Source organism: Paraburkholderia sp. RL17-380-BIE-A, from assembly GCF_046028085.1.
Classification (GTDB): Bacteria; Pseudomonadota; Gammaproteobacteria; order Burkholderiales; family Burkholderiaceae; genus Paraburkholderia.
Genome location: NZ_JARESQ010000024.1, coordinates 87,716 through 113,075, shown reverse-complemented (window position 1 = coordinate 113,075; position 25,360 = coordinate 87,716). Strand labels below are relative to the sequence as shown.

18 protein-coding genes are annotated in these 25,360 nt (G+C 63.9%); 6 read left to right on the top strand and 12 right to left on the bottom strand.

What is annotated here, in order from left to right:
• Positions 1-21 precede the first annotated feature (21 nt).
• Genes P0D68_RS31510 through P0D68_RS31500 form a run of 3 tightly spaced genes read left to right on the top strand, consistent with a single transcriptional unit; the run spans position 22 to position 3,210 of the window.
• Entirely contained in the window at positions 22-384 is a 363-nt protein-coding gene (locus tag P0D68_RS31510) for a DUF485 domain-containing protein (RefSeq protein ID WP_408184251.1), read from the top strand.
• A complete protein-coding gene (gene actP, locus P0D68_RS31505; RefSeq protein WP_408302696.1) occupies positions 381-2,039 on the top strand; it encodes a cation/acetate symporter ActP in 1,659 nt (552 codons plus the stop codon). Before P0D68_RS31510 ends, actP begins: the two co-directional genes overlap by 4 nt.
• 37 nt (positions 2,040-2,076) lie before the next feature.
• The gene (locus tag P0D68_RS31500) at positions 2,077-3,210 is read left to right on the top strand and encodes an amidohydrolase family protein (RefSeq protein ID WP_408302694.1); all 1,134 of its coding nucleotides are present in this window, start codon (positions 2,077-2,079) and stop codon (positions 3,208-3,210) included.
• Here the strand turns inward: P0D68_RS31500 and P0D68_RS31495 are convergent.
• Positions 3,207-3,695, bottom strand: a complete 489-nt coding sequence (locus P0D68_RS31495) for a DUF3331 domain-containing protein (protein WP_408302692.1) — start codon at positions 3,693-3,695, stop codon at positions 3,207-3,209. The genes P0D68_RS31500 and P0D68_RS31495 overlap by 4 nt on opposite strands.
• Before the next feature lie 54 nt (positions 3,696-3,749).
• Entirely contained in the window at positions 3,750-4,742 is a 993-nt protein-coding gene (locus P0D68_RS31490) for an MBL fold metallo-hydrolase (RefSeq protein WP_408302690.1), read from the bottom strand.
• 290 nt (positions 4,743-5,032) lie between these two features.
• Here P0D68_RS31490 and P0D68_RS31485 point away from each other — a divergent pair, with 290 nt between their 5' ends.
• The 3 genes from P0D68_RS31485 to P0D68_RS31475 all read left to right on the top strand — a co-directional run bounded on the left by P0D68_RS31485 (position 5,033) and on the right by P0D68_RS31475 (position 9,272).
• Positions 5,033-5,995 carry a LysR family transcriptional regulator gene (locus P0D68_RS31485; RefSeq protein ID WP_408302687.1) on the top strand — a complete coding sequence of 321 codons (963 nt, stop codon included), beginning with the start codon at positions 5,033-5,035 and terminating at the stop codon, positions 5,993-5,995.
• A 188-nt stretch (positions 5,996-6,183) separates the two neighbouring features.
• On the top strand, positions 6,184-7,098 hold the full coding sequence (locus P0D68_RS31480) for a helix-turn-helix domain-containing protein (RefSeq protein WP_408302685.1): 915 nt from the start codon (positions 6,184-6,186) through the stop codon (positions 7,096-7,098).
• A gap of 359 nt (positions 7,099-7,457) precedes the next feature.
• On the top strand, positions 7,458-9,272 hold the full coding sequence (locus P0D68_RS31475) for an ATP-binding protein (protein ID WP_408302683.1): 1,815 nt from the start codon (positions 7,458-7,460) through the stop codon (positions 9,270-9,272).
• On the opposite strand, the gene P0D68_RS31470 is transcribed toward P0D68_RS31475, so the two are convergent.
• The 10 genes from P0D68_RS31470 to P0D68_RS31425 all read right to left on the bottom strand — a co-directional run bounded on the left by P0D68_RS31470 (position 9,262) and on the right by P0D68_RS31425 (position 25,342).
• Complete coding sequence (locus P0D68_RS31470) at positions 9,262-10,083, bottom strand: alpha/beta fold hydrolase (RefSeq protein WP_091803400.1); 822 nt, start codon at positions 10,081-10,083, stop codon at positions 9,262-9,264. The genes P0D68_RS31475 and P0D68_RS31470 overlap by 11 nt on opposite strands.
• Before the next feature lie 176 nt (positions 10,084-10,259).
• On the bottom strand, positions 10,260-15,845 hold the full coding sequence (locus tag P0D68_RS31465; protein WP_408468798.1) for an ATP-binding sensor histidine kinase: 5,586 nt from the start codon (positions 15,843-15,845) through the stop codon (positions 10,260-10,262).
• A gap of 1 nt (position 15,846) precedes the next feature.
• Positions 15,847-16,233 carry a response regulator transcription factor gene (locus tag P0D68_RS31460; protein ID WP_286162101.1) on the bottom strand — a complete coding sequence of 129 codons (387 nt, stop codon included), beginning with the start codon at positions 16,231-16,233 and terminating at the stop codon, positions 15,847-15,849.
• A gap of 288 nt (positions 16,234-16,521) precedes the next feature.
• On the bottom strand, positions 16,522-18,243 hold the full coding sequence (locus P0D68_RS31455; RefSeq protein WP_408302678.1) for an FAD-dependent oxidoreductase: 1,722 nt from the start codon (positions 18,241-18,243) through the stop codon (positions 16,522-16,524).
• A gap of 99 nt (positions 18,244-18,342) precedes the next feature.
• Positions 18,343-19,794, bottom strand: coding sequence for an alginate export family protein (locus tag P0D68_RS31450; RefSeq protein WP_091808869.1), 1,452 nt, complete (start codon positions 19,792-19,794; stop codon positions 18,343-18,345).
• A gap of 34 nt (positions 19,795-19,828) precedes the next feature.
• The gene (locus P0D68_RS31445; protein ID WP_408302676.1) at positions 19,829-20,776 is read right to left on the bottom strand and encodes a VOC family protein; all 948 of its coding nucleotides are present in this window, start codon (positions 20,774-20,776) and stop codon (positions 19,829-19,831) included.
• Positions 20,777-20,859: 83 nt separating this feature from the next.
• Positions 20,860-21,102 (bottom strand): DUF1427 family protein, encoded by a 243-nt coding sequence (locus P0D68_RS31440; protein WP_091803418.1) that lies wholly within the window; start codon positions 21,100-21,102, stop codon positions 20,860-20,862.
• A gap of 28 nt (positions 21,103-21,130) precedes the next feature.
• Complete coding sequence (locus P0D68_RS31435; protein ID WP_091803421.1) at positions 21,131-21,772, bottom strand: HD domain-containing protein; 642 nt, start codon at positions 21,770-21,772, stop codon at positions 21,131-21,133.
• 189 nt (positions 21,773-21,961) lie between these two features.
• Positions 21,962-23,434, bottom strand: a complete 1,473-nt coding sequence (locus P0D68_RS31430) for a mechanosensitive ion channel domain-containing protein (protein WP_408184241.1) — start codon at positions 23,432-23,434, stop codon at positions 21,962-21,964.
• A gap of 39 nt (positions 23,435-23,473) precedes the next feature.
• Positions 23,474-25,342 carry an amidohydrolase gene (locus tag P0D68_RS31425; RefSeq protein ID WP_091803427.1) on the bottom strand — a complete coding sequence of 623 codons (1,869 nt, stop codon included), beginning with the start codon at positions 25,340-25,342 and terminating at the stop codon, positions 23,474-23,476.
• Positions 25,343-25,360: the final 18 nt, after the last annotated feature.

The window sequence follows — 25,360 nt, the reverse complement described above, 5'->3', positions numbered from 1 at the left end:
GTCGTTTCGAAAGGAGACAAAGTGGAACATAGCGCCCCAACCTATTCGCTGAGCGCGCAATACGCCGCCACCGAAGCGCCGCCCGCGGCGAATCCGCTACTCGACGATCCGCGCTTTCGCGCGCTCGTGCGCGAGCGGCGCGCTTTCTCGTGGCTGCTCACGATCCTGATGCTGGCGGTGTACTTCGCCTTCATTCTCACGCTCGCGTTTGCCCCGGCGCTGCTCGGCCGGCCGATCGTGGAAGGCTCTCCCGCAACGTGGGGAATTCCGGTCGGCTTCGGCATGTTCGTCTTTACGTTCGTGCTCGTCGCGGTCTACGTGGCGCGAGCCAATACCTTCCATGACCGCGCCGTGAACGAAATCCGGCAAGGAGCACGGCAATGAACCGCATCTTTCTCCGGCATGCTCCGCTCATCGGCGTCATGCTGACGAGCGCGCTCACCGCGCTGCCCGCCGCTGCCGCCGAAACCGCGGCGCCGACACGTTCGCACAACCCGATCGCGATCGGCATGTTCCTGCTGTTCGTCGCGTCGACCCTGCTCATCACGCGCTGGGCCGCGCGGAAGAACAACAGCGTATCCGACCACTACGCGGCGGGCGGCAAGATCACCGCCTTCCAGAACGGCTGGGCGATCGCCGGCGACTATATGTCCGCCGCTTCGCTGCTGGGCATTTCCGCGCTGGTCTTCACGAGCGGCTATGACGGCCTGATCTATTCGATCGGTTTTCTCGCCAGCTGGCCGATCATTCTCTTTCTGATCGCCGAGCCGCTGCGCAACCTCGGCCGCTATACGCTCGCCGACGTGGTGTCGTACCGGTTGAAGCAGCGACCGATTCGCGCCTTCGCCGCGTCGAGTTCGATCGTGATCGTCCTGCTCTATCTCGTCTCGCAGATGGTCGGCGCCGGCAAGCTCGTCGAGCTGCTGTTCGGCTTCAACTACACGGTCGCGGTCGTAATGGTCGGCGTGCTGATGGTGGTGTACGTGTTCTTCGGCGGCATGCTCGCTACAACGTGGATTCAGATCATCAAGGCGGCGTTGCTGCTGGCAGGCGCGGCTTTCATGGCGTTCATGGTGCTCAGCCGCTTCGGCTTCAGCATGAATGCGTTGTTCGCGCAGGCGATTCTCGCGCACCCGAAACACGCCGCGATCATGAGCCCCGGCGGCCTCGTATCGGATCCGGTGTCCGCCGTTTCGCTGGGCCTCGCATTGATCTTCGGCACGGCCGGACTGCCGCACATCCTGATGCGCTTCTTCACCGTGGGCGACGCGAAAGCGGCACGCAAGAGCATTCTGTACGCGACGGGAATCGTCGGCGTTGGTTACGCGCTGATCATTATCATCGGCTTCGGCACGATTGCGCTGGTGGCGACCGATCCGCAATATCACACTGCCTCGGGCGCGGTGACGGGCGGCGTGAACATGGTGGCGATCCATCTGGCGCACGCGGTAGGCGGCAACGTGTTTCTCGGCTTCATCTGCGCGGTGGCGTTCTCGACCATTCTCGCGGTGGTCGCGGGCCTGACGCTCGCCGGTTCCTCCGCAGTGTCGCACGACCTGTACGCGAACGTGATTCGCCGCGGCGCGGCCACGGACCGCGAGGAAATGCATGTGTCGCGGATCACCACGCTCGTGCTCGGCGTGCTCGCGATCCTGCTGGGCATCGCCTTCGAAAAACAGAACATCGCGTTCATTGTGAGCCTGACTTTTTCGATCGCCGCCAGCTCGAATTTCCCGGTGCTGCTGCTGTCGATCTACTGGCGCGGGCTGACCACGCGCGGCGCGGTGCTCGGCGGCTCGCTCGGCCTGGTCTCGGCAGTGACGCTGACGATTCTCAGCCCGACCGTGTGGGTTCAGGTACTCGGCCATGCGCATGCGATCTATCCCTACGAATATCCCGCGCTGTTCTCCATGATCGTCGCCTTCGCCGGCGTGGTGTTTTTCTCGATCACCGACACCTCCGCGCGCGCCGCCCGCGAACGCGCGCTGTACGGCAACCAGCTCGTCGACTGCGAACTCGGCATGGTCAAGCGCGGATAAAACCTAACACTCAAATCATAAACAAGGAGACTGAAGCATGGATTGCAGCTGCTGCATTTCACCGAAGCGCCGCCGCCTGCTCGGCACGATGGCCGCACTCGCCGGCGGCCTCGCCTCGGGTGTGCCGGCCACGGCCGCCACCGCCAACACGGCCGCGGGAACGACCGGCCCGGCCGGCGCGCCCCGCAAAGGCCGCTCGATCGACATTCACGCGCACTACTACCCCGAGAGCTATTGCGAACTGGTGGGCAGCGAAGGCCAGAAGTTCGGCGGGAAGTTCACCTGCGACGCCAGCAGCTTCAGCTTCCAGACGCCGGCGGGCGGCCTTGGACCGCTGCCGCTCAAGTTCATCAACATCGACGAACGGCTCGCCGACATGAACGCGTCCGGCGTGGACATGCAGGCCTTGTCGTTGAGCGTGCCGATGGCCTACTGGGCCGACCGCGACTTCAACGCGAAGCTGGCGAAAACGTGGAACACGGCGGCCTCCGCTGTCCATGTCAAGCATCCGGACCGCTTCGTCGTGCTCGCGACACTGCCGATGCTCAATCCGCACGACGCGATCGACGAACTCGAACGCGCCTCCGAATTGCCCGGCGTGCGCGGCGTGTACATGGGGACCAACATCAACAACCGGGACCTCGACGATCCCCTGTTCGAACCGGTCTTCGCGCGGATCGAACAGCTGGATCTGCCGGTGTTTCTCCATCCGCAACAGACGGTCGGCGGTGCGCGGCTGGGCGACTTCTATCTGAGCAATCTGCTCGGCAATCCCTTCGACACCGCGATTGCCGGGTCGCATCTGATCCTCGGCGGCGTGATGGACCGGCATCCGAAACTGAACATCACGCTGCCGCACGCCGGTGGCGCGTTGCCGATCCTGATGGGCCGTATCGACGCAGGCTGGACCGTGCGCCCCGAAACGCGGCGGCTGGCGCAGAAACCGAGCAGCTACCTGCGCCGTTTCAACTACGACACGGTCTCGCATTCCGGCCCGGTGCTGGACTTTCTGATCCAGAACATCGGCATCGACCGGCTGGTGCTCGGCAGCGACTACTGCTTCGACATGGGCTACGAGCAGCCGGTCACGTTCCTGGATCGCCTCACGCTGCCGCCCGAGCAAAGAAATCTGATTCTCGGCGGCAACGCCGCGCAGTTGCTGAAGATCTAAAGCAAATCGCCCGCTGTCACCATAGCGGGCATTTGCTCGACCACCGAGGCGAGGATCATCGCGGTGGCGTTGGCCGGTATGCTCGCCCGCACTCTCGGCTTATAGATCAGATCGTCGCGACGGATCACTGTTCCGCTTAGCGCACAGTAACCCTTCAGACGGGCGCGGCAAACGATCCACACCTGGTCGTCGTAGCGGCAGCGGGTTGCATCCTGCCAGAGCACCGCGACCGACGTATCGGACAGACGCTCGATGACTTCCACCTGCACATGCGGCGACGGCACGCAAGCGGCCATGCGGGACGTCCGCCGCGCGCGCGACGCGTCGCTGCCCGCGCTGCGATAGCTCGGCAACAGCCCGTGGATCACGTGGTCCCACACGGACGCGGGCCCGTCCTGGCTTGTGCAGGTCTGCTCGGGCGGTGCGCAACATGCTTCGCGGCTCGCCTCGACGCGTCGCTTCAAGTGGGTTTCGCTATGCATCATGCTTGCTCCCATCGCTTGCTCCCATCAACTGACCGTGGGCACCGCGAGCCGGCTTCAATGCCCCGGCTCGGCTTCGTAGTTGACCGGCACCCAGTCGTAGGCGTTACCGTTTTTCCTGACATGCCCCAAGCCTGGAAAAGCAATATGCGCGGCGCCCACGAGATAGCGTTTGTCCGCTGCGAGCTTGAGTGCATAGCGCCGCGAGCGTTGCGCCGCGGCGGCGTCGGTGTCGTATTCGACGGATGCCGTGGGGTTTTGCAACTGGATCGCCGCGACATGGATGACGTCGCCCCACACCAGCAGATCCTTCGAATCGCTCTGCACGAGATACGCGGTATGGCCCGGCGTATGACCGGGGAGCGCGAACGCGCGAATGCCCGAATCGAGTTCGACGTCGCCGCTGAACGGCTTGAAGCGGCCGGCCGCGACATACGGCGCGACGCTGGCGCTCGCGGCGTCGAAAAATGAACTGAGGAAAGCGGGTGCCGTGGATTTGTTTGCCGGATTCAGCCAGTAATCCGCTTCGGCCTGGCTCACCCGCACGACCGCGTTGGGAAACGCCATCGCCCCGTTCACGATGACACCGCCGACATGGTCCTTATGCAAATGGGTGAGCAGAATTTCGTCGACCTGTTCGGGCTGGTAGCCCGCGGCGCGCAAGTTGCCGGTCAGCCGGCCACAACAGTCGCCATAGAGCACGCCCGCGCCGGAGTCGATCAGAATCAGCTTCGAACCGGTGTTGATCAGGAACGCGTTGATCGATCCCTGCACCGGTGCTTGCAGAAAGTCGCGCGACAGGTCGTGCGCGATGTCGGACTTCGGTACGCCTTGAACGACGGTATCGATCGGAAAGGGATGCGTGCCGTCGAGCAATGCGGTCACTTCGAAGTCGCCGACCATGATCCGGTAAAAGCCCGGCCCCTGCGTCTTGACCTGCGGCGCGGCGGCCAACGCGGCGTGCGGCCCTATCGCCGCGCAAACGCTCACGATGAGTGCGCACCACCAGCCAACGTGCATGAGCGATATGCGCCGAATCAGTGCCAACATTCCGTTTCCCGTGCCAGTTGCGATCATGAAAAAAGCATACGACGGCGCGTTCGAAACCGTTGCTAATTTTTATTAATTGTCCTGAGTGGACGCTGCTCAGCGCCGCGCCCTGCATGTCCACATGTCCACAGGCATCGCATGCGCTCATACGAGCGGATTAGAGGCGTGAATGCATGGATGAACGCGCCACCCGTATGTAGGGATAGCGCGAGCCTGCCGCGGGTCGTATTGTTTCCACATCAGGCAAACCGTTTTGCCGGATTCAACCGGATCAAGAGGTCACAGCGGCTATGGACAGAATCTTCAGCATGCGCGTGTTTTCACGAGTGGCGGAAACCGGCAACTTCAGTGAAGTTGCCAAACATATGGAACGCAGCGCCGGCAATATCTCGCGAGCGGTGGTGTCGCTCGAAGAACATCTGCACACGCGGTTGCTCCAGCGCACCACGCGCAGCGTGTCGCTCACCGAGTGCGGCGAGCGGTACTACCGGCGCTGCAAGCAAATCCTCGCCGATATCGACGAAGCCGACGCTGAAGCCAGCGACGCGCACACGCTGCCACGCGGCAAGTTGAGGGTTCACGCCGTGCCCGACATCGGACTGAAACAGTTGACGTCCACCATTGTCGAATACCGGCACGCGTATCCCGCGGTCTCCGTCGACCTGAAGCTGCTGCCGCACATGGCGAATCTGATCGAAGACGAGTTCGACGTATCGATCGTGTCCGCCTCGTCGTTGCCGGACTCCCGCAATGTGAGCAGGCTCATCGGCCGTTGCGAGCGTATTCTGGTCGCCTCGCCGGACTATCTCTCGCGGCATCCCGTGCGCAGCGTGGAAGACCTGCCGAACCACACACTCATGCAGACCAGTTCGTCGTTCGACCCGCCGTCCGAACTGGCGGGCCGGGTCGCGGGCAATCCGGAGCAGTCCGGCCATTTTGTCGTCAACACCATGCAGGCGCTCAGAGTCGCATTGCTGGCGGGTGCCGGCGTGGGCGCCGTGCCGACCTATTCGGTCGCGGACGAACTCCGGGAAGGCAAGCTCGTTGCGCTGTTTCCAGACTACCCCCTGCAAACGACCAACGTGTTCGTGGTTTATCCCTCACGTCGCTTTGTCGATGCAAAAATAAGAACGTTCGTTGAATTCCTCATAGTGACACTGAAACAGAAACTCGATTTGCGTATTGCGAATCTGGCGTTGACCGACCCACCGGCAGTCCCGTCAGAACGGCCCAAAGCGGTGTATCAAGCCTGACCGGCACGGCCCTTGGTCAGTCATCTGGTTAATTTTTCGCTTGCAACGCTCAAACCTAAACGAAAATTAATATTCAACGAAAATAATTTCCGAGATAATCGCGCCACTCCGCCGGTTATTGACATCTCTTGATTTTGGCAACGCGAACGGGCATGCGCATGGACCGCGACGACCAGAGGTGACGGATCATGTTGAACCAGACTGAAATTGTCTCCCCTACGGCAGCTCGCAAGAAGGATTCGCTGGGCTGTCTTTCGAACCAACTGCACAAGGACCTCGAACTCGAAGCCGGCGACTTCACGTTTTATCGCAAGTGCCGTCGTCAGGAAAAGACCAGCGAAGTGGTCACGCCCGCATCCGACCGCGGCGTCCTGATTGGCGTGTCGCTCGGCACCGGCCATCGCCGGCGCATTATCTCGGGCAGCCGCTCGGCCATGCACGAGTTCGACCGCGACTCGGTCTACATTCGCAATTTCGAAGAGGACTACCGTGCCGACCTGCACGGCGCTTTCGATTTCGTGCTGGTGGAGTTTTCGCGCGCGTTCATCGCGAACACCGGCTACGAACGAAGCGGCACGAACATGACCGGCTTCTCGGCGCGGCCGGGCCTCAAGGACCCTATCTTCGGCCACCTCGCGCAGGTGCTCGCGCTCGCGCTGGATCGTACGAGCGAGGCAAGCCCGTTGTTCATCGAGCAACTCGGCGTCGCCATCGGAACGCATCTGGTCGATCGTTACGGCAGCGCGCCGGCGCAATCGGTCAGGTCGGGCCGGCGACTCTCGAGCCTGCACGAGGCGCGAGCCAAAGACATGTTGCTCGCGAAGACCCAAGGCAGTGTTTCGCTCGAAGAGATCGCGAACGCCTGCAACCTGTCGCGCAGCTATTTCATCCGTGCGTTTCGCGAGACGACGCATCGCACGCCGCATCAGTGGCTGCTGGAGCAGCGTATCGAACGCGCTCGCCAGCTGCTTCGCGGTTCCGATTCGTCACTGTCGGAGATTGCCATCGCATGCGGCTTCGCCGATCAGAGCCACTTCACACGCACCTTCACGCAACTGGTCGGCACGCCGCCGGGAAGCTGGCGCCGACGCGCCGGCAACTGAGTGGATCGCGGGGCGCCCGACTCGCGCAAGGGACGACTGAGCCGGGTGGTCATCGGGCGGGGGTACCACGACCCCGGACACGGCCTTAGCCTCAGTCACTGCCTCAGTCACTGCCGCAGCCTCAGCCTCAGCCTCAGCCTCAGCCTCAGCCTCAGCCTCAGCCTCAGCCTCAGCCTCAGCCTCAGCCTCACCAATAGACTTTCCTACAAACCATCGCACTAACATGCAAGACACGCGGGCCAGGGGCGCGGTAACTTCCCTCCTACCAGCCCCGGCGCATGCACCCCCTCTCCCCTATCTCCGCCGGCCCATCGACGTCGCCTCCGTACCTCGCTCGATATCCTCAACCGGTCAACGCCATGATGGAAATAGGCAGCTTTCAGATCGATCTGGAAATGCGCACTTTGCGGCGGAACGGCGAAGTCGTGCGTCTCGGATCGCGCGCGTTCGACATTCTTGTCGTGGTCGCATCGGCGGGCGGCCGTCTCGTTACGAAAGACGAGTTGATGAATGCTGTCTGGCCCGACACCATCGTCGAAGAAAACAACATTCAGGTCCATCTATCGGCACTGCGCAAGGTGCTCGGGACGGAGCGCGACCTGATCCTCACCGTGCCCGGCCGCGGCTATCAGTTGTTGCCGCGCAAGAAAAACCCGCTGCTCGATGAAGCCCGTTCGCCGGCCGCCTGTGGCCGCCGCCTTCCTCCGCCCAAGTCCGGCTTGCTGGGGCGCGACGCCGAGGTCGAACTGATCCGCTCGATGCTGCGCCGGGCGCATGTATTGACGCTGGTCGGCGCGGGCGGCATCGGCAAGACCCAGCTTGCGATCGAAGCGGCTCGCCATAGCGCGGCGGAGTTTGCCGACCCGGTCTGCTTTGTCGAACTCGCTGCGTTGACCACGCCGGAAGCCGTGCTCTGCGCCGTTGCCGAAAGCTGCGGGCTGGCTCTCCCCGGTGCGCAGATCGACGTGAGGCGCGTGGCCGCGGCGCTTGCCGGCAAGCCCAGGCTTCTTCTGCTCGACAACGCGGAACACGTGGTGGGCGCCGTGGCGCAAATCGCCGACGCGCTGGTAGCCGGCAACCCAGACCTGCGTGTGCTCGTCACGAGCCGGGAGCCGCTGCGCATCATGGCCGAGACGGTATTCCGGGTCGAGCCGCTCGATGTGCCGCCGCCGCATGCCGGCGACGCGGACATCCTGCGATGCGCCGCGGTCAACCTGTTCGTTCTGCGCGCCAATTCCCTGCAGAAGACCGTGGCCACAGATAGCGCGGAGCTACGGCTCGTCGGCGAAATCTGCCGCCGCTTGGACGGCATTCCGCTCGCAATCGAACTGGCCGCCGCACGCGTCGTCGCGCTCGGTGTGGAAGGCGTGTGCCGCCGGCTGGACGACCGCATGGCGATTCTGGCGGGCGGTTATCGCACCGCGCTGCCGCGCCATCAAACCTTGCGCGCCACGTTCGACTGGAGCTTCGCGCTGCTCGACCCGGTCACGCGGGCCGTGTTCCGCCGTCTCGCGCTATTTAGCGGCACGTTTTCTTTCGAATCGATGTGCGCAGTGGTGTGCGACGAGGAACACACAACGGCGAATGCGATTGGCGGCATCACCGAACTGGTGGCGAAGTCGCTCGTAAGCGTTGAGTTCGCCGGGGCCACGGCGAAATACCGGCTCTCGGAATCGACCCGGGCTTACGCGCTGGAGCAGCTCAAGGCCGAGGGCGAGCTGCGGGAGATCATTGCGCGCAACGCGTACCACGTGTCGCGCCGCTGTCAGGCCAAGTTGCTCGGTGGGATGCGAAATATCGAAAACGAGTCCGCTACTTCGCCGGATCGTCAGCAAATGTTCGAGGATGCGCGCGTCGCTTTCGACTGGGCGTTTTCCGCCGACGGCGACCCGCGCACCGGGATCGAGCTGGCGTCGAATCTGGTCGATGCACTGCTTGACGCCCGACTGTTCGAAGAGTGCTGCGCACGCGCCGCACAAGCCGTCGATGCATTGGCCAGGCTACCATCGGGAACGGTGAGCGCCGCCAGCGAGAAACGCCTGCGCGCCGCGCTGGCCTCGGCTTCGCGGGCTGTTCGCGAGCCGCCGCCGGTGCCCGCGAAACCCGCACGCGCGGCACAGGCGGCGAAAAAGCCGGTGCCGCACGGGCCGCCGGCCTGCTCCATTACGACTTGATAAACTCCAGCAGGTCCGCATTCACGCGGTCCGCATGCGTCGTGCACATACCATGCGGCGCACCTTCGTACACCTTCAGCTTCGCGTTCGGCATGATCTTCGCCGACAGCTTGCCGGAATCGTCGAGCGGCACGATCTGATCGGCATCGCCTTGCAACACGAGCGCGGGCACCGTCACCTTCTTCAGGTCTTCATTGAAGTCGGTTTCCGAGAACGCCTTCACGCAGTCGTACAGACCTTTGATCGAACCCAGCATGCCGATCTGCCAGAACGAGTCGATCGTGCCTTGCGAGACTTTCGCGTCCGGGCGGTTGAAGCCGTAGAACGGCACGGCCAGATCCTTGAAGAACTGCGAACGGTTATTCTGCACACCCTCGCGAATGCCGTCGAACACCGACATCGGCAGGCCGCCCGGATTCGCTTCCGTCTTCAGCATGATCGGCGGCACGGCTGCGATCAGCACCGCTTTGGCCACACGCTTCGTGCCATGACGGCCGATATAGCGAACCACTTCGCCACCGCCGGTCGAATGGCCGACCATCACGATATTGGTCAGATCGAGTGCTTCGATCAGTTCGGCGAGATCGTCCGCATAGGTGTCCATTTCGTTGCCGTTCCACGGCTGCGACGAACGGCCATGGCCGCGACGGTCATGCGCAATCACGCGATAGCCCTGTTCCGCGAGGAACAGCATCTGCGCATCCCATGCGTCCGCATCGAGCGGCCAGCCGTGGGAGAACGTGATCGGCTGGCCCGTACCCCAGTCCTTGTAATAGATCTGCGTGCCGTCTTTGGTGGTGATATAAGCCATCGCTGTTGCTCCATTCGAGATGATTGACCGGCGTGTGCCGGCTTCCGATGCGTCAACTGAGTATTGCTGACCTTCAGTTTTCGCCTCTTTCTGATTGCCCACATTTTTCAGATTCGCACGGCCGGTCGTGCGGCTTGTCGCTCACTCCTTTCGGTGATGCGCAGCGTGAGCCCATGCTAGCTGGCGACCGGCAAACTGAAAACGAATACCGTCCCGCGCGGCTGACCCGGCGCGGCCGACAACGTGCCGCCGTGCGCTTCGACAATCGACCGGCAGATGGCGAGCCCCATGCCCATGCCGGTCGACTTCGTTGTGAAGAACGCATCGAAAATGCGCGGTGCGATCTCCTCGCTGATCCCGCTGCCGTTATCCTGCACGGACACGATCACCGCGCCCCGATCGTCGACGGAAGACGTGACGGTAAGCAGGCGCTGGCGCGCGTCGAGATGGCTCATCGCATCCGCGGCGTTCATGACGAGATTGAACAGCACCTGCTGCAATTGCACCCGGTCGGCCAGCACCGAAAGGTTGGCGGCCAGATCGAGCCTGACCACCAGGCTGCGCTGTTCGATTTCTGCCGCCGCCAGTTCGAACACTTCGCGCACGACATTGTCGACATAGGTCGTCACGAAGCTCGGCTTGGCCTCCTTCGCAAGCGACTGCAACGCGCGGATGATTTCACCCGCGCGCTTGCCGTCTTTCACGATATCGCGCAGGCCGCCCAATGCTTCCGGAATGTCCGGCACCGGCCGGTTGAGCCAGCGCACACCCGCGCTCGCGTTCGACACGATCGAAGCAAGCGGCTGATTGATTTCGTGGGCGATCGAGGCCGCGAGTTCGCCCATCGTGGTGGCGCGCGAGGCTTTCGCCAACTCGAGCTTGGCGTTCTGCAACGCCAGTTCGGTGGTATGCCGGTCGGTGAAATCCGTGACCACGCCGACAAAGCTGCTCACGCCCGAGGGCTCGCCGAGCACTTCGAGATATTTGACCGTACCGTCCGGCACGACGACGCGGAACTTCTGCCGGAACGGCGTGCGATCGCGCGCGGCCTGCTCGACGGTCTGCTGATAGAAGGCGACGTCTTCCGGATGAATCCGCTCGAGGATCGCCTGGGTGCCAGGCCCCACGTCTTCCTGCGGCAGGCCGAACACGCTGTAAAGCTCTTTGGACCAGTACCGTTCGCCCGTCAGACCGTTCCAGATGTAGCTGCCCGAGCGGCTGATCCTTTGTCCGAGCGCGAGCGCCTCTTCGCTCATGCGCAGAGCCATTTCGGTTTCCTGGCGGCGCCGGTTTTCCTCCACCAACTCGGCATAGAGGCGCGCCGTTTCGAGCGAAATGGCCGCTTGCGAAGCCAGCATTTCGAGCACCGACGTGCGGGACTCCGTGAACACGCCCGCGCTCAGGTTGTTCTCCAGATACAGCGCGCCAATGGCCTTGCCCTGTTTGACGAGCGGCAGACAGCATACGGAACGAACCAGTCGCTTCGAAAAGGCCACGTCGAACGAAAAGCGCGCATCGCGTTGCGCGTCTTCCACCACGACCGGCTTGCGCGTGCGCAACGCCGTGTAGTACACCGAGGCCGGCAGATCCTCGCGCGTGAGCCTGTCGCCGCCCAACGTCACCTGAACGCCGTCCGCCGTATCCCGCCCGCTCGCCTCGATGACCGGCACGTTGCCCTTCGACAGGATCAGCATGCCGTTCTGCGCGCCGGCGTGAACAATGGCCAGTGTCACGAGCGTGCGGATGAGTTTCTCGAGCACGATCTCCTCGGACAACGCCTGCGACGACTTCAACACAGCCACGAGGTCGAACTGATGCTGGGCATCGGCGATTTCAATCGAGGGGCGCGACGCCACCGGCTGTTCGACCGGGAGGCGCACCGGACGGTCGCCGCGTTCGAGTTGCTCGACCTTGGCGAGCGCGCCCCAACGCGTGTAGCTTTCGATCGCGCGCCGGCGGTGGTGACGCGCCGCGCTGAACAGACCGTTCGCCTCGCAGCATATGGATGCCAGTTCGTGGGCGAGCGCGTTGCCGTGATTGAAGCCGCTTTCCGAAGCCGCCGCGGCGGCCTGTTCGTAGAGCGCCATGGCCGCGAGCGGCGCGCCGTTCAGACGCGCCACCTCGGCCTCGATCAGCAGTAGCTTGTCCTGAAAGGTCGCGGGATTGAGTCGCGCCCAGGTTTTCAGTTTCGCGAGATGCGGTTCGATGCGTGCGACGGCGCCGGCTGCATCGGCATCGCCCGAGTAGACCTTGGCGAGATTGAGCGCCGTATAGAAGTGATAGTCCAGCAGATGGATATGTGCGGGGGTCGACCACTTCAGCTCGCCGGCTTCGGCAAGGCAATGACGCGCGTTCGCGTAGTCACCGTGGAAATAGCAGGAGATGCCCTTGAACAGCCAGATCCAGAAACGCAGCGTCGTCATCTGGGTGTCGAGCAGATCGGCGTCGAACGTCATGCGGCCGTCCACCACGACGCCGAAGTTGCCCGGCAGTCCAGGGCCGCCCGTCAAACTGTGAACGTAGCGCTTCTGCAGTTCCAGAATGTCTTCCACGTCCTTGAAACGCACGCGCCTCGCGAATGACAGGCCGAGATCGATTTCCCTGTCGACCTGTTCCAGCGGCGCGCCGATCGTCAGCAGATCCGACACGATGTGGTTGCACGAGTAGCAGCTCATGGTCAGATCGCCGCTCGGGCGCGCCGATTCGAAGGCATCGCGCGCGCAGTCCAGCACGTAGGGCAGCGGCTGCGTCCAGACGGCGACCGTGTCGAGCGCGACCAGCACGCTCGTGGCGACGGTGTTGAAACCGCGCTCCTTCACCAGCGTGCGCGCGAGCCGCGAGAACTCGAAGCCTTCCTCGTAGCGGCCGAAAAATTCCGCCACGTACACACCGAACCACGATAGACAATGCGCCGAAGCCGCGGTGATGCCGTGATCGACGGTGAGCTGCACCATCCGGCACAGATGCAGGAAGCCCAGACGTTCGTTCACGAACGATGCAGGCGCATAGACGCTCGCCAGCAGATTCATTTCCGATTCGATTTTCTCGTCGCGCAACATCGGCAAATCCGCGAGCGAGGCGATGCTTCGCGTCTTGAGCGATTCGTTGAGCCGGCTGTATGCGGCTTCGACATCGGCGGCTTCCGGATAGCGCGGCAGATACGTGCCGAAGAGCTTGACGCCTTCGAGCGTGGTGTCGACCGCGGCTTCATAGTCCGACAGATGCTGCTGCATGTCGACCTTCAGCTTGTAGACCGACACGCGAGCGACAACCGACAGGTCCTGCCGCAGCAGCCTCGCGATCTCCGCGCCGGCGGCATCGAAGTTCGCATTCAGGATGTGGCACTGCACCCGCAGCACCCCGATCTCGTAGCCGAACGACTGCGCGTAGTCCACCACGCTCGCGTCAAGGAGTGTCTGCGCGACGTCGAGATAGCTCAGTGCTGACTGGATGGCGATCGCTTCTTTTGCGTGGCGCGCCGCCTGCAGACAGATCTTCGCGAACAGAGCCGTTTCGTCCGGATTGAGACCGCGCAGCGCGCCGGCCGCCTGAGCCCGTTCGATATGATGCGCGATGTCGAAGGCCGACTGGCTCATCGCGCGCGCGTCGAAATCTTCCGTCAGAATGGCGGCGATGCGGGCATGTTCGATACCGCGCCCGTTAGCGGGGGTCAGCGCGTATGCGGCTTCCTGAACCCGGTCGTGGGCGAAAGCGAAACCCGTCCGGTCGGATACCACCAGGCCGGCCTCGATGGCCGGTTGCAGCCGCCGCTCCAGTTCCGCTCCGCCGGCATGATCGATCCGCATCAGCGTCGAGCGGTCGAGCCGGCGGCCCATGAACGCCAGCAGCCTGAGCACGGCCTGCGCCTCGCGCGGCAAGCGCGACAGCCGTGCCACCATCAGATCGACCACGTTATCGGACGATTCGTACTCGCTGATCCGGTCGATATCGTAGGTCCAGCGCCCGGCCATGCCGTCATAAGCGATCAGTTGGTGGTCAGCTAGCGCAAGCAGCAGTTGCTTGATAAAAAACGGATTGCCCCCGGTCTTCTCGTGGACGATCGCCGCCAACGGATAAACCTGCGCGGCGTCGCAATGCAGCGCGTCGGCGAGCAGCGCCATGACATTCGCAATATCGAGCGGGCCGACGGCAAGCGTGGCGACGTGCGCAGCGGCGCTCGGCAGCGAGTTAAGAAATGCCTTGAACTTCGGCGACCGGTCCACCTCGTTATCACGATAGGCGCAAATCAGCAGCACATGGCGGATCTCCACGGTCGCCACGAATTGCGCAATGAACTTCAACGTGGCGTCGTCGAACCAGTGCACGTCGTCGAAGAACAGGACCAGCGGATGCGCCTGCGTCGCGAACACGGACAACAGGCGCGTGATCAGCGCCTGGAAACGCAGTTGCGCTTCGACCGGCGGCAGATCCGGCACCTCCGGCTGCTCGCCGATCACCAGTTCCAGTTCCGGAATGAAGCTCGCGATCAGTTTGCCCTGCGCGCCTACCGCTTCGCGCAACACGTCGCGCCAGCGCGCGAGCTCGCTGTCGCTCTCGCCCAGAATGCGCTGGAACAGCGAGCGTATCGCCTGCATCAAGGGCGCGTAGGGGGCATTCTGTCCGTACTGTTCGAGCTTGCCCGAGGCGAACAGCGTAGGCGTTTGCGCGGTCGCGCGGTGCACGCTGCGCACGAGTTCGGACTTGCCCGCGCCCGAGTAGCCGGACACGAAGATGAGCTGCGCCGCGCCGTGCTGCGCATTGCGCTCGAAGGCTTCGAGCAGCGCGTTGTATTCGTGCGCACGGCCGAACAGGCGATGCGTGACGACAAGGTTCCTGACGTTGTCTTCCGCGGCCGGCTCGAACGGCGCGATGTGCTGCATCTCGTTCCAGTCGGCCAGACAACGCCGCAAATCGGCTTCGAGACCCGACGCGCTTTGATAGCGATCCGCCGGGCTTTTCGCCAGCAGCTTGAGGACGATCGAACTCAGCACCGTGGGCAGCGACGGACGATACTGCCGCGGATCGGCGGGCTGACGGGCGACGTGGTTGTAGACCCATTCGAGCGCGTCCACCGCTTCGAAAGGCAGACGGCCGGTCAGCAGTTCGTACAACGTCACGCCGAGTGAATAGAGATCGCTTCGCTCGTCGGCCTGGCCTTCGGCGCGCCTCGCCTGCTCCGGCGACATATAGGCGAGCGTGCCGTACAGGATATCCGGCGACTCGGCGCAGGGATCGGCCGCGAGATGGAAGGCGTCGCGAAATCCCAGCAAACGAACCGTACCGTCAGTGCCTTCCAGCAGATTGGACGGCTTGAGGTCGCGATGCAAAACGCCGCGCCTATGCGCGAGCCGCAGAGCACGCGCCGCGCCGACCGCGATGCGCAGGAAACGGCCGAGCGCGATCGTGCCGTCGGCAGGCGGCAGAAGCAGCGCGCCGCCATTGTCTTCGTACACGAGTATCGGGCCGCGCGCGAGCTGGACGAGCGCGAGTGGTCGAACGCCCCACGCCGAGTCGAGTTTGTCGGCCGGCGCGAACTCCTGCGCGAGACGCCGGAAGACGGCCTCGGAGGGCACATCGGCCGGCACCGCGACCAGCCACGACTGCGCACCGTCGCGCTTCCTCGCGCGATAGCGCACGATGTTGCCGTCGACCAGCAGCGCCTCGAGCATGAGCTGATCAAACCAGATCTGGTCGAAATGCGCCGTGGCGCCGGCATCAGGCGACGCTGCACGTAATCCGTCGGCAAATGCTTCGGTGCTCAAATCATTTCCCCTTCCTTCTAATGGCCAGCTGGATCAGCTCTAGCAGCGTGTCATCCGCAAAAGGTTTGCGCACGAACCCGACGGCGCCGCGTTGCATCGCACGCCGAACGGTTTCGTCGTCGCCATGCGCCGACATGAGCACGACGGGAATTTGCCTATGATCCTCTTGCAGTCGACGTTGCAAGTCGAGACCCTGCATGCCCTGCATTCTAAGATCGAGCAACACGCACAACGCGTCGTCGACGACCGGCGAGGCGAGAAATGCCTCGCCCGACGCAAACGTCATCGTCGTGTAGCCCACCGACTTGAGAAGGTTGCCGAGAGCGCTGCGTAACGACGCGTCGTCGTCGACGATGCAAATAAAGCTCATAGCTGCGGATACCCACATTGCGCCAATGTCATGCCGACACTCGATTCTGGCGCGACCTTCAATGTTTCAGGCGCGCCCCGCCCGGCGTCATGCTGACCTTGCGCCGCGCTTGCACGCGACGCACGAGCAGAGGCACGATCCCATTCCTTTGCATGTTAGGGGCCGGCCGGCGCTTCGCACTATCACACTTAGGTATGACGCCGTGATGCACGCCGGCGCTCCCGGCCAGGTCCTGCATCGGCTGTTCCGTCGTCCGCATGCTGGCTGGCATCGCGCTCGCGAACCCTTCGACCTGAACCGTTTTCCTCAAGCCGCCGCCTTCGTGAGCTGGCTCAGATACGCGTGAATCTGACTCACCACGGCGGCCCCGTCGCCCACCGCCGCCGCGACCCGTTTCGCGGATTCCGAGCGCACGTCGCCAACAGCGAACATGCCCGGCACACTGGTTTCGAGCGGATAGCGCGCGCTCGACTCGGAGAAGCCGTGCTCGCTGCGCGCGAAGCCGGTCACGACGAAGCCGCGGTTGTCGAGCTCCACGCCGCTCGAACCGAGCCAATCCGTTTTCGGGTCCGCGCCGATGAAAAGAAACAGGTGGCGCGTGGAAATCACTTCGTCCGCGCCCTCGTCCTCATGGCGGATACGTACCTCGGTCAGTCCGCTTTCGTCGCCGCCGAGTTCGCGTAGCACGCAGCGCGTGCAAAGCGTCACGTTCGGCAAGGACCCGATCCGGTCGATCAGGTATCTGGACATGCTCGCGTTGAGATCCGCGCCGCGTATCAGCACGCGAATGCTGCGCGCGAAGTTCGCCAGAAACACGACCGCCTGGCCCGCGGAATTGCCGCCGCCCATGAGCACGATGTCTTGCCCTTTCACGAGCTTGGCCTCGATTGTCGATGCCCAGTAGAACGTGCCGCGCCCTTCGAAACGGTCGAACCCGGGCACCGTCGGCTTGCGGTACGCCGCGCCGCTCGCCACGACGACGGTGCGCGCGCTGATGCGCTGCTCGTCCTCCAGCGTGAGCATGAAGATGCCGTCATGACGGCTCACGTCCATGACCTTGCCGGGAATCGCCAGATGCGCACCGAACTTCAAGGCCTGCTGGAACGCGCGGGCTGCGAGCGCCTGGCCCGAAATGCCGGTGGGAAAGCCCAGATAGTTCTCGATGCGGGAACTCGCGCCGGCCTGGCCGCCCGGCGCGCGCTGGTCGAACACGGCGACCGACAGACCTTCGGTGGCCGCATACACGGAGGCGGCCAGTCCCGCCGGTCCGGCGCCGACGATCGCCACGTCATACACGCGCGATTGCTCGAAGGTCGGCACGAGGCCGAGGCACGACGCGAGCTGCGCCTCGTCCGGCGCGCGTAGCACGTAGCCGTTCGGACAGAACACCAGCGGGAAATCGCCCGGACCGGTCGTCATGCCGCCCAGCAGCTTCATGGCTTCGGGATCGGTGCGGGCGTCGATCACCATCGCCGGATAAGCATTGCGACGCAGGAAACCTTGCAGCCGGATCAGCCGCGCGTCGTCGCCATTGCCGACGATCACCGGTCCGAGCCCCTGCTCGATCAACCCGAGCCGCCGCAGAATCAGCGCGCGCATGATGTGCTCGCCGAGTTGCGCGTCGGCGACGATCAGCGCGCGCAAGCGCTCCGGCTCGATCACGAGCGTCTCGACGTCCGTCAGCGCGATGCCGTCGATCAACGCCGGCTTGCCGGAGAGCTGCGCCATCTCCGCCATGAAGTGGCCGTCGTCATGTTCGGTGACGACGGTCGAGCGCCCGAAGCTGTCGCGCGACTCGATCCGCACGCGGCCATGCAGCAGCACGAACAGGCCGAGCGCCACCTGCCCGGTTTCGAAGATCAGTTCGCCGGCCTTGAACGACATCGGCCGCGCGAAGCGGCGCAGGCTCGCGATCTCGGCGGCGGAAAGACGGGGGAACATCTGATGCCTGCGATATTCCAGCGAGGAATACGGAAACTCGAGTTCCGAGGGCGTGGTTGCGTCGACGGATATGTCCGGAGTGCTCATAGCTTGACCTCATCTGGCCCGTCGCCGTAACGACGGTTTGCCGGTAGCGCGTACGCTACCGCTTGCTGTTCAATACACTCTTGCTGCTGTTCTATACCTCTACCAGCCGAACTTGAGTTCGGCGCCCACGTAGTCGGCATTGCGCGCGCCCAGATCGCGCAGTGACGGACCGACCTGAAAATGCACGGCTTCCAGCGCCGCCGCAAGATTGGCGGCAACCGCATAGTCGGCGCGCAGTTGCGTATAGAAACCGGTCCACGGAGTGCCATGTCCCGCCGTCCCCGGCACGACCGACGACCCCTGGCCGTACACGGCGTCCGCGGTGGTCTGACGCCATTGCAGGCCGACGCCGGCCAGCAGCGTGAGCTTGCTGCTCGGCTTAAGGATGAGCGTCGGCTTGACGTGCACCAGGTTCGTGTAGCCGGTGTAGCCGGCCAGCGCGAAGTAGTAGCCGTTCGGAAAGAGCGGATTGAAGGTGCCGATGCGCCCGTCTTTCGGATGACTGTCGCCCGAAGCGGCGTCCACCTGAATGCCGAGGCGCGGCGTCCACGGCAACGAGGTCAGCGTATAGCCGGCCAGCGAGCCGACCGCCCACGCGCCGATGGTCTTGCTGCCGACATGTCCGGACTGATACATCGCCTCGACGTCCCAGTCGATCGGCGCGACATTGCCGGCGTAGCGCGCGTCGAACACGTCGCGGTGTTCGTCGCCGCTCGCGTCGAGGAACTTCGCGTTATTGCGGTTGTAGCGCGAGTAATACGCGGACAGATCGCCCGGCCCGACGTTCTTGCGCTCCACGCGCACGCCGCTGAAAGTCAGATCGCGATTGGAGACGTCGTCGAAATCCGAGTTGTCGCGGTATTGGACCGGCTGCGTTGCGTAGGCGATCCAGCGCCACGGGCCGGTTTCATAGTCGGCCCAGATCGCGTCGAACGCCTGGCGCACGTTCGGGCCGTCGCGCACGGAAACGAAACGCTGCAAGTCGAACGCCATTTCCTGGCGGCCGACGCGAAACTTCACCGTACCGGGCCCGAGCGGTTCGGTAATCGCCACGAACGCCTGGCGCAGATCCAGCGGGTTCTTGTCGACCGGCGTAACGACATCCTTGCCGTAAGGCCGCGCGTCTTCGAATTGCGTGAAGATCTGCACATGAGGGCCGAGGCGCACGTCCGCGTGAACTTCGAGCCGCTGCAGCAGGTAGGTGTCGTCGTGCGCCGCGCCGAGGCCGAACAGCGGTGCGTCGTTGATTTCGAGCCGTTCGCGCAGCACCATGCCGAGCGAAATATACGCGTCCGGATTGCCGAACAGCGGAATGTACTTCAGCGAATCGAAGGGCTTTTTCGGCACGCAGGGGTTGGCCAGCGCCGACCAGTTTTCCTGCCAGCGATTGAACATGATCGCGGGCCGCGCGCACGACGGCGCCGCCGCGGCCGCCGTGCTGCCGGTCGTGGACGTATCGTCCGCGCCGCCGAGCGCGGTGTCCGCGGCCACAGCCGGCAGCGCCGCCGCCAGCCCCGTGCTGATCAGCAACGCGCGGATGGCGCGGCGCATGCGTCGCACTCTGAACGGCGCCACGACGTTTGCCTCACTTGCCATCGTGCACTTCGGCAATGTACCCACCCGGGAATTCGAGCATCGCGGTCTTGCCCGATCCGCTCGCATACGCCGGGTACACCACCTTCGCGCCGGCCGTTTGCGCGCGCTCCAGCGTCTGCGCCACGTCGTCGACGCCGTAGCCGGTGGTTTCACGTCCGAACGGGAACGGCAGCTTGCCGTCCGTCACGAACACGACCATGCGGCCGAAGCCCGACGTGATACGGATCTCGCGCACCGTCTCGCCCGGGCGGCCGATCACGCCGGCATCCGCGCGCGGGTTGTCCGACACCACCTTGCCGTGCGAGAAGTGCAGCCAGCGGCGCACGAAGTTGTTCGCTTCATAACGCGACACGTACACGCGGTTGTCGGGCACGCTCTGCAACGGCGCGTAATTCGGCGCCTTGGTGTGCCAGTAGAGCTGCATCGTCAGGCCGCCCGGCCATTGAATGATCGCGTCCTTGCCGATCGGATCGTCGAACGGCTCGACCAGCACGTCGGCTCCGGCCGCGCGCGCCGCTTTCACGCCCTGGTCGATATCCGTGACGAGGTAGCCGGTGCGCTCATTGCCGAACGGATAGGGAACCGGCGTCTCGAAGCCGAACACCGACAGCATGCCGACCGGCGTCTGCACGTATTGCGAGGCCGTCTTGCTCGGCGTCGGCGTCACGGTGAAAACCGCACGCGGCGAGGCCTTGCCGCCGAAGGTCGCGAGGAAGCTGTTGACGAACGCGTCGAGGTCGGCCGAGGCGACGTACACATGCGTGGTGTCGTACTGCGGACCGACCGACACGTCCGGGTGTTTCACCAGCGCGGCCTTGCTGCCCGGCACTTCCGGCGGCCCCGCATCGGCGAGGGCTGACGAAACCGGCGTGAACCCGACCAGCAGCGCGGCGCACACGAGCGCGATGGAGCGGTACCTATGAAGCGACTTGAACATTTGACTATCCGTTTGAGTGGGCAAAATTTGAATGACGGCCCGCGAACGGCATTCCGTCCGGCGAACTGCGCGCGCCTTGCGTATCAACCGCCTTCCTTGCTCGCGTCAGGCTTTTGCACGGCGGCGCCCTTGAGCGGTTCGGCGACCTGCGCCGTAGCCGTCTGCGTGAAGAGCTGCGCTTTGACGACCGGAATCGCGTGCTCGCCCAGCACCATGCCGAGCAGGCCCGCCAGCGCGATCAGCGGCGGGGCCGGTGACTGAACCTTGAGCAGCCAGTAGAGGAGCCCGATGCCGAAGCCGACTCCGAGTGAAATGATGTAGCCCATGCCTATCTTCCTTTCTGTCAACCATTCATCAATTCGGCCAGTCGGATCCCAGCACCAGTCCGCAGAAATTCAGGCGGCGATAGTTCGGATCCCACCGGTCCAGCACGTCGGCATTCACAGTCCCGAAGGTCGTCTCGGGCCGATGCGCCATGCCGTGCGCGTATGCGTCGATCAGCTTCTTCTTGAAGCCGGATTCGCGCGGATACGCCTGGACGATTTCGTCGCGCTGATGCGCGGTGAATTCGTCGTATCGCGCGCCCCGCACGTCCATCTGCACGCCGGCGCTGATGAGCGCAACCAGCGCCGACAGATGCTCCGGAATGCCCGGCGTGGTGTGCAAGGCGATCCCCACCCACACTTCTTCGATCTCGCGCTCGGCCACGCGGTACTGCCGCAGAAAATCGCGCGCGGCATTCGCGCCGTCCACTTCGAAGCGGTATGGCGAGCGCTCGTACTTCGCATTCAGGCCCACGTTGTGAAACATCGCGCCGACGTACAGCAGTTCCGCGTCGAAAGTCAGGCTCTCGCGGTGTCCAATCAGCGCGGCGAACAGGAAGGCCCGCAGCGCGTGATGAAACATCAGTTCCGACTCCGTGCCGCGGATCAGGTCAGTTGCCGCCTGGGCCATGACACCGTCTGGGATGTCAACACCGGCAATGCGCTTCTTCATGTCAACTCCTCCGTGTCAGCCCCTTTCCCGACGCGTCTTCACGCATGCCGACCGGACGCCGCGACCCGCCCGCGTGGCGAATCGATGAGAGTCCAGGGACTATCCACCGCAGCGTAGCGAAATAAATCTATAAAGACTTTGGCGGATTCTTAAAAACCCTTAATCGCTACGCTACTTATGCGAATCTGCTCACAGCGTCAGTTCGTGGAAGCGCCGCACGCCATCGCGAATCCATTTCAGCAGGCCGCCGCCGCTGTCATCCAGATTCGACGGCGAAGCCAGCAGCATTTCCTCGGTGGCATGGTGTTCCGACAGCAGCCGGCACATTTCCTTGACCACTTCCGGCCGCTGCGTGAGAACGGGCGTCAACGCGCTCTTGTCGAGCCGGAAGACCGTGGCGCGCGTCAGCGCCCGCACCACCACCGCAGTCCTGACACCCGCAAGAATCCCCGACTGACCGATCGAGTCGCCCGGCGCGAGCCTGCGCAGTTCGATCTCGCCACCGTCTTTCTGTACGACCACTTTGGCCACGCCCTGCGCCAGAATGTGCAGCTCGTGACCGCTTTCATCCGCCGCGGTGTAGATCGTGTCGCCGGCATCGAACTCGTGCTGGGTCAGTTTCGTGGCCAATTCGGCGAGTTCGTCGCGCGCCAGCGTCTGGAAGATCAGCACGTTGCGCAAGAGCCGTAGCTTCTCGTCGGCGGTGCCGCCCGTCACGGGTTCGGGCACCGACAACGGCCGCAACACCACGCCGCGCGAAAGCAGATGGCGGTGCGCAAGATCGAACAGGTCGTTGCGCACGGTGATTTTCTTGGCCAGCTCGCTGACGAAACAGACGATCTCGTACTCGATCGCGTCGTTGGTGGCGCGCCGCACGCTCACCACCGGCTTCGGATCGTCCAGCACATCGCGCGAACTTTCGGCGGCGCTCGCGAGCGCCTCCAGCACGAGCGCCGGCCGGATCGACGGCTTGATGGGCAGCACCACGCTAATGCCGTGCGTATGCGACGGTTCGTTGGCGTTGACGATGTGCGCGCGCGCCGCCACGCTGTTCGGAATCACGACGATGTTGCCCTGCCCGTTGAGCAGGCTCGTTGCGCGCCAGTTGCTTTCCACCACTTTGCCTTCCACGTCGCCGATCGTCACCCAGTCGCCGAGGCGAAATGGCTCGGTCGCATTCAGCACGACGCCGGAGAACACGTCGTTGAGCGTGCTCTGTATCGCGAGGCCCAGCACGACCGCGAGCGCGCCCGAGGTGGCAAGCAGGCCGCGCACCGGCAACTGCAACACGAAGGCAATCGCGCCGACCGCGGCGGCGAGAAACACCAGCGCGCCGAACACGTCCTGAAACAATCGCTCCTTGTGCCATGCCTCAGGCAACACCACGCGATCGAGGAGAATCGTGACAAGCCGCGCCCCTTGGAGCCACCACACGATCTCCAGCACCTGCGCGAGCAGATGACGCAGCGGCTCGTCCGGCCACGGCGCCGCGCGCAGCGGATTCATGCCATAGCTGAACAGCACGTAGCTCGACAGAGCGAACATCAGCGCGCGAAACGCGAGCCGGGTCTGGTCGCTCTTGCGGCTCATGAAACGCCACGCGAGAAAATCGAGGACCAGTATGACCAGTCCAAACAGCACGCCGTCGGTCAGGGTCGGCATAAAGGTCCTCGCTCGCGTGGTGCTACGAAACGGGCGTGATCAGAACGCGAAGCAGCTACATCCCAACGCGCCCCAGAAACCGTTCGAATCGCTGACCGGCACGTTCTTGCGCCACGCCCAACCGTGCGCATGCGCATGCACGCCGCACAGATTCACGCAGCCGTCCACGCACGCCACCGCCGTCGGCTTGTAGCGGCTATAGCCGCCGAATTCCGCCACCGGCGACCATGACGGGCTGACCGGCAGATCCGGCGGCGCGAGCGGCGCGAACTCGTCGTCCGCGTAGACGACCTTGCCGCCCACCACCGTCATGTTCGAGGTCAGGAATTTGATGCGGCTCTCGTCGACGGTGAAAAAGTCTTCGCTCAACACCGCGAAGTCCGCAAACTGGCCCGGCACCAATGCGCCCTTCTTGTCCTCTTCGTTCGAGAACCACGCGCTGCCCACCGTATAGCGGCGCAAGGCCTCCATGCGATCGAGTTTGTTCTCGCTGCCATACATCGCGGTGCCGCCGACCGTTTTGCCCGACACCATCCAGTACAGCGACACGAACGGGTTGAAACTCGCGACGCGCGTAGCGTCCGTGCCCGCGCCGACCGGCAGGCCGGCGTCGAGCATGTGGCGGATCGGCGGCGTGCGCTTCACCGCCTCTTCGCCGTATTGATGAATGAAGTACTCGCCCTGATACGCCATCCGGTGCTGGATCGCAATGCCGCCGCCGAGCGCCTTTACCCGATCGATGTTCTTCTGCGTGATGGTCTCGCAGTGATCGAAGAACCAGCGCAGACCGTTAAACGGAATGTCGGCGTTCACGCGTTCGAACACGTTCAGGAAGCGCTCGATCGATTCGTTGTAAGTGGCGTGCAGCCGGAACGGCCAGCGGTTCGCCACCAGCAGCCTGACGACCGCTTCCAGTTCGGTCTCCAGCGACTCGGGCAAATCCGGGCGCGGTTCGAGAAAGTCTTCGAAGTCCGCGGCGGAGAACACCAGCATCTCACCAGCACCGTTCACGCGCAGGAAATCGTCGCCTTCGCCGGGTTTGGTCATCTTCACCCATTTGGCGAAATCCTCGATTTCCTTCTTCGCGTTCTGCGTGAACAGGTTGTAGGCAATGCGCACGGTCAGTTCGCTGTGCTTCGCCATTTCCATGATGACCGCGTAGTCGTCCGGATAGGCCTGATAGCCGCCGCCCGCGTCGATTGCGCTCGTCACGCCGAGGCGGTTCAGCTCACGCATGAAATGGCGTGTGGAGTTGCGCTGGTCTTCCAGACCGAGCTTCGGCCCCTTTGCGAGCGTGGCGTACAACAAGCCGGCGTTGGGACGGGCGATCAGCATGCCGGTCGGGTTGCCGCGCTTGTCGCGCTGGATCTCGCCGCCCGGCGGGTTCGGCGTGTCTTTGGTGTAGCCGACCGCGCGCAGCGCCGCGGCATTGAGCAGCGCGCTGTCGTACAGATGCAGGATGAACACCGGCGTGTCCGGCGCGATCGCATTGATTTCTTCGAGCGTCGGGCCGCGCCGCTCGGCGAACTGGAATTCGTTCCAGCCGCCCACCACCCGCACCCATTGCGGCGCCGGCGTGCGGGCCACCTGTTTGCGCAGCATGTCGAGCGCGTCGGCAAGCGATGGTACGCCGTCCCAACGCAACTCCATATTGAAGTTCAGGCCCCCGCGAATGATGTGCAGATGCGAGTCGTTGAGTCCGGGAATGACCGTGCGCCCTTTGAGGTCGACATGGCGCGTGGCGTCGTTCGCGTGACGCATCACGGCCTCACGCGAGCCCGCAGCGAGGACACGGCCGTTCGCGACGGCGAGCGAATCGGCGAATGAACGCTTGTCGTCCTGCGTGGCGATCTTGCCGTTGAAGAACACGACCTCGGCCGGCGTCGATTCGGAAGTACTGGAATTCATGGCGATCCTCATAGGGAG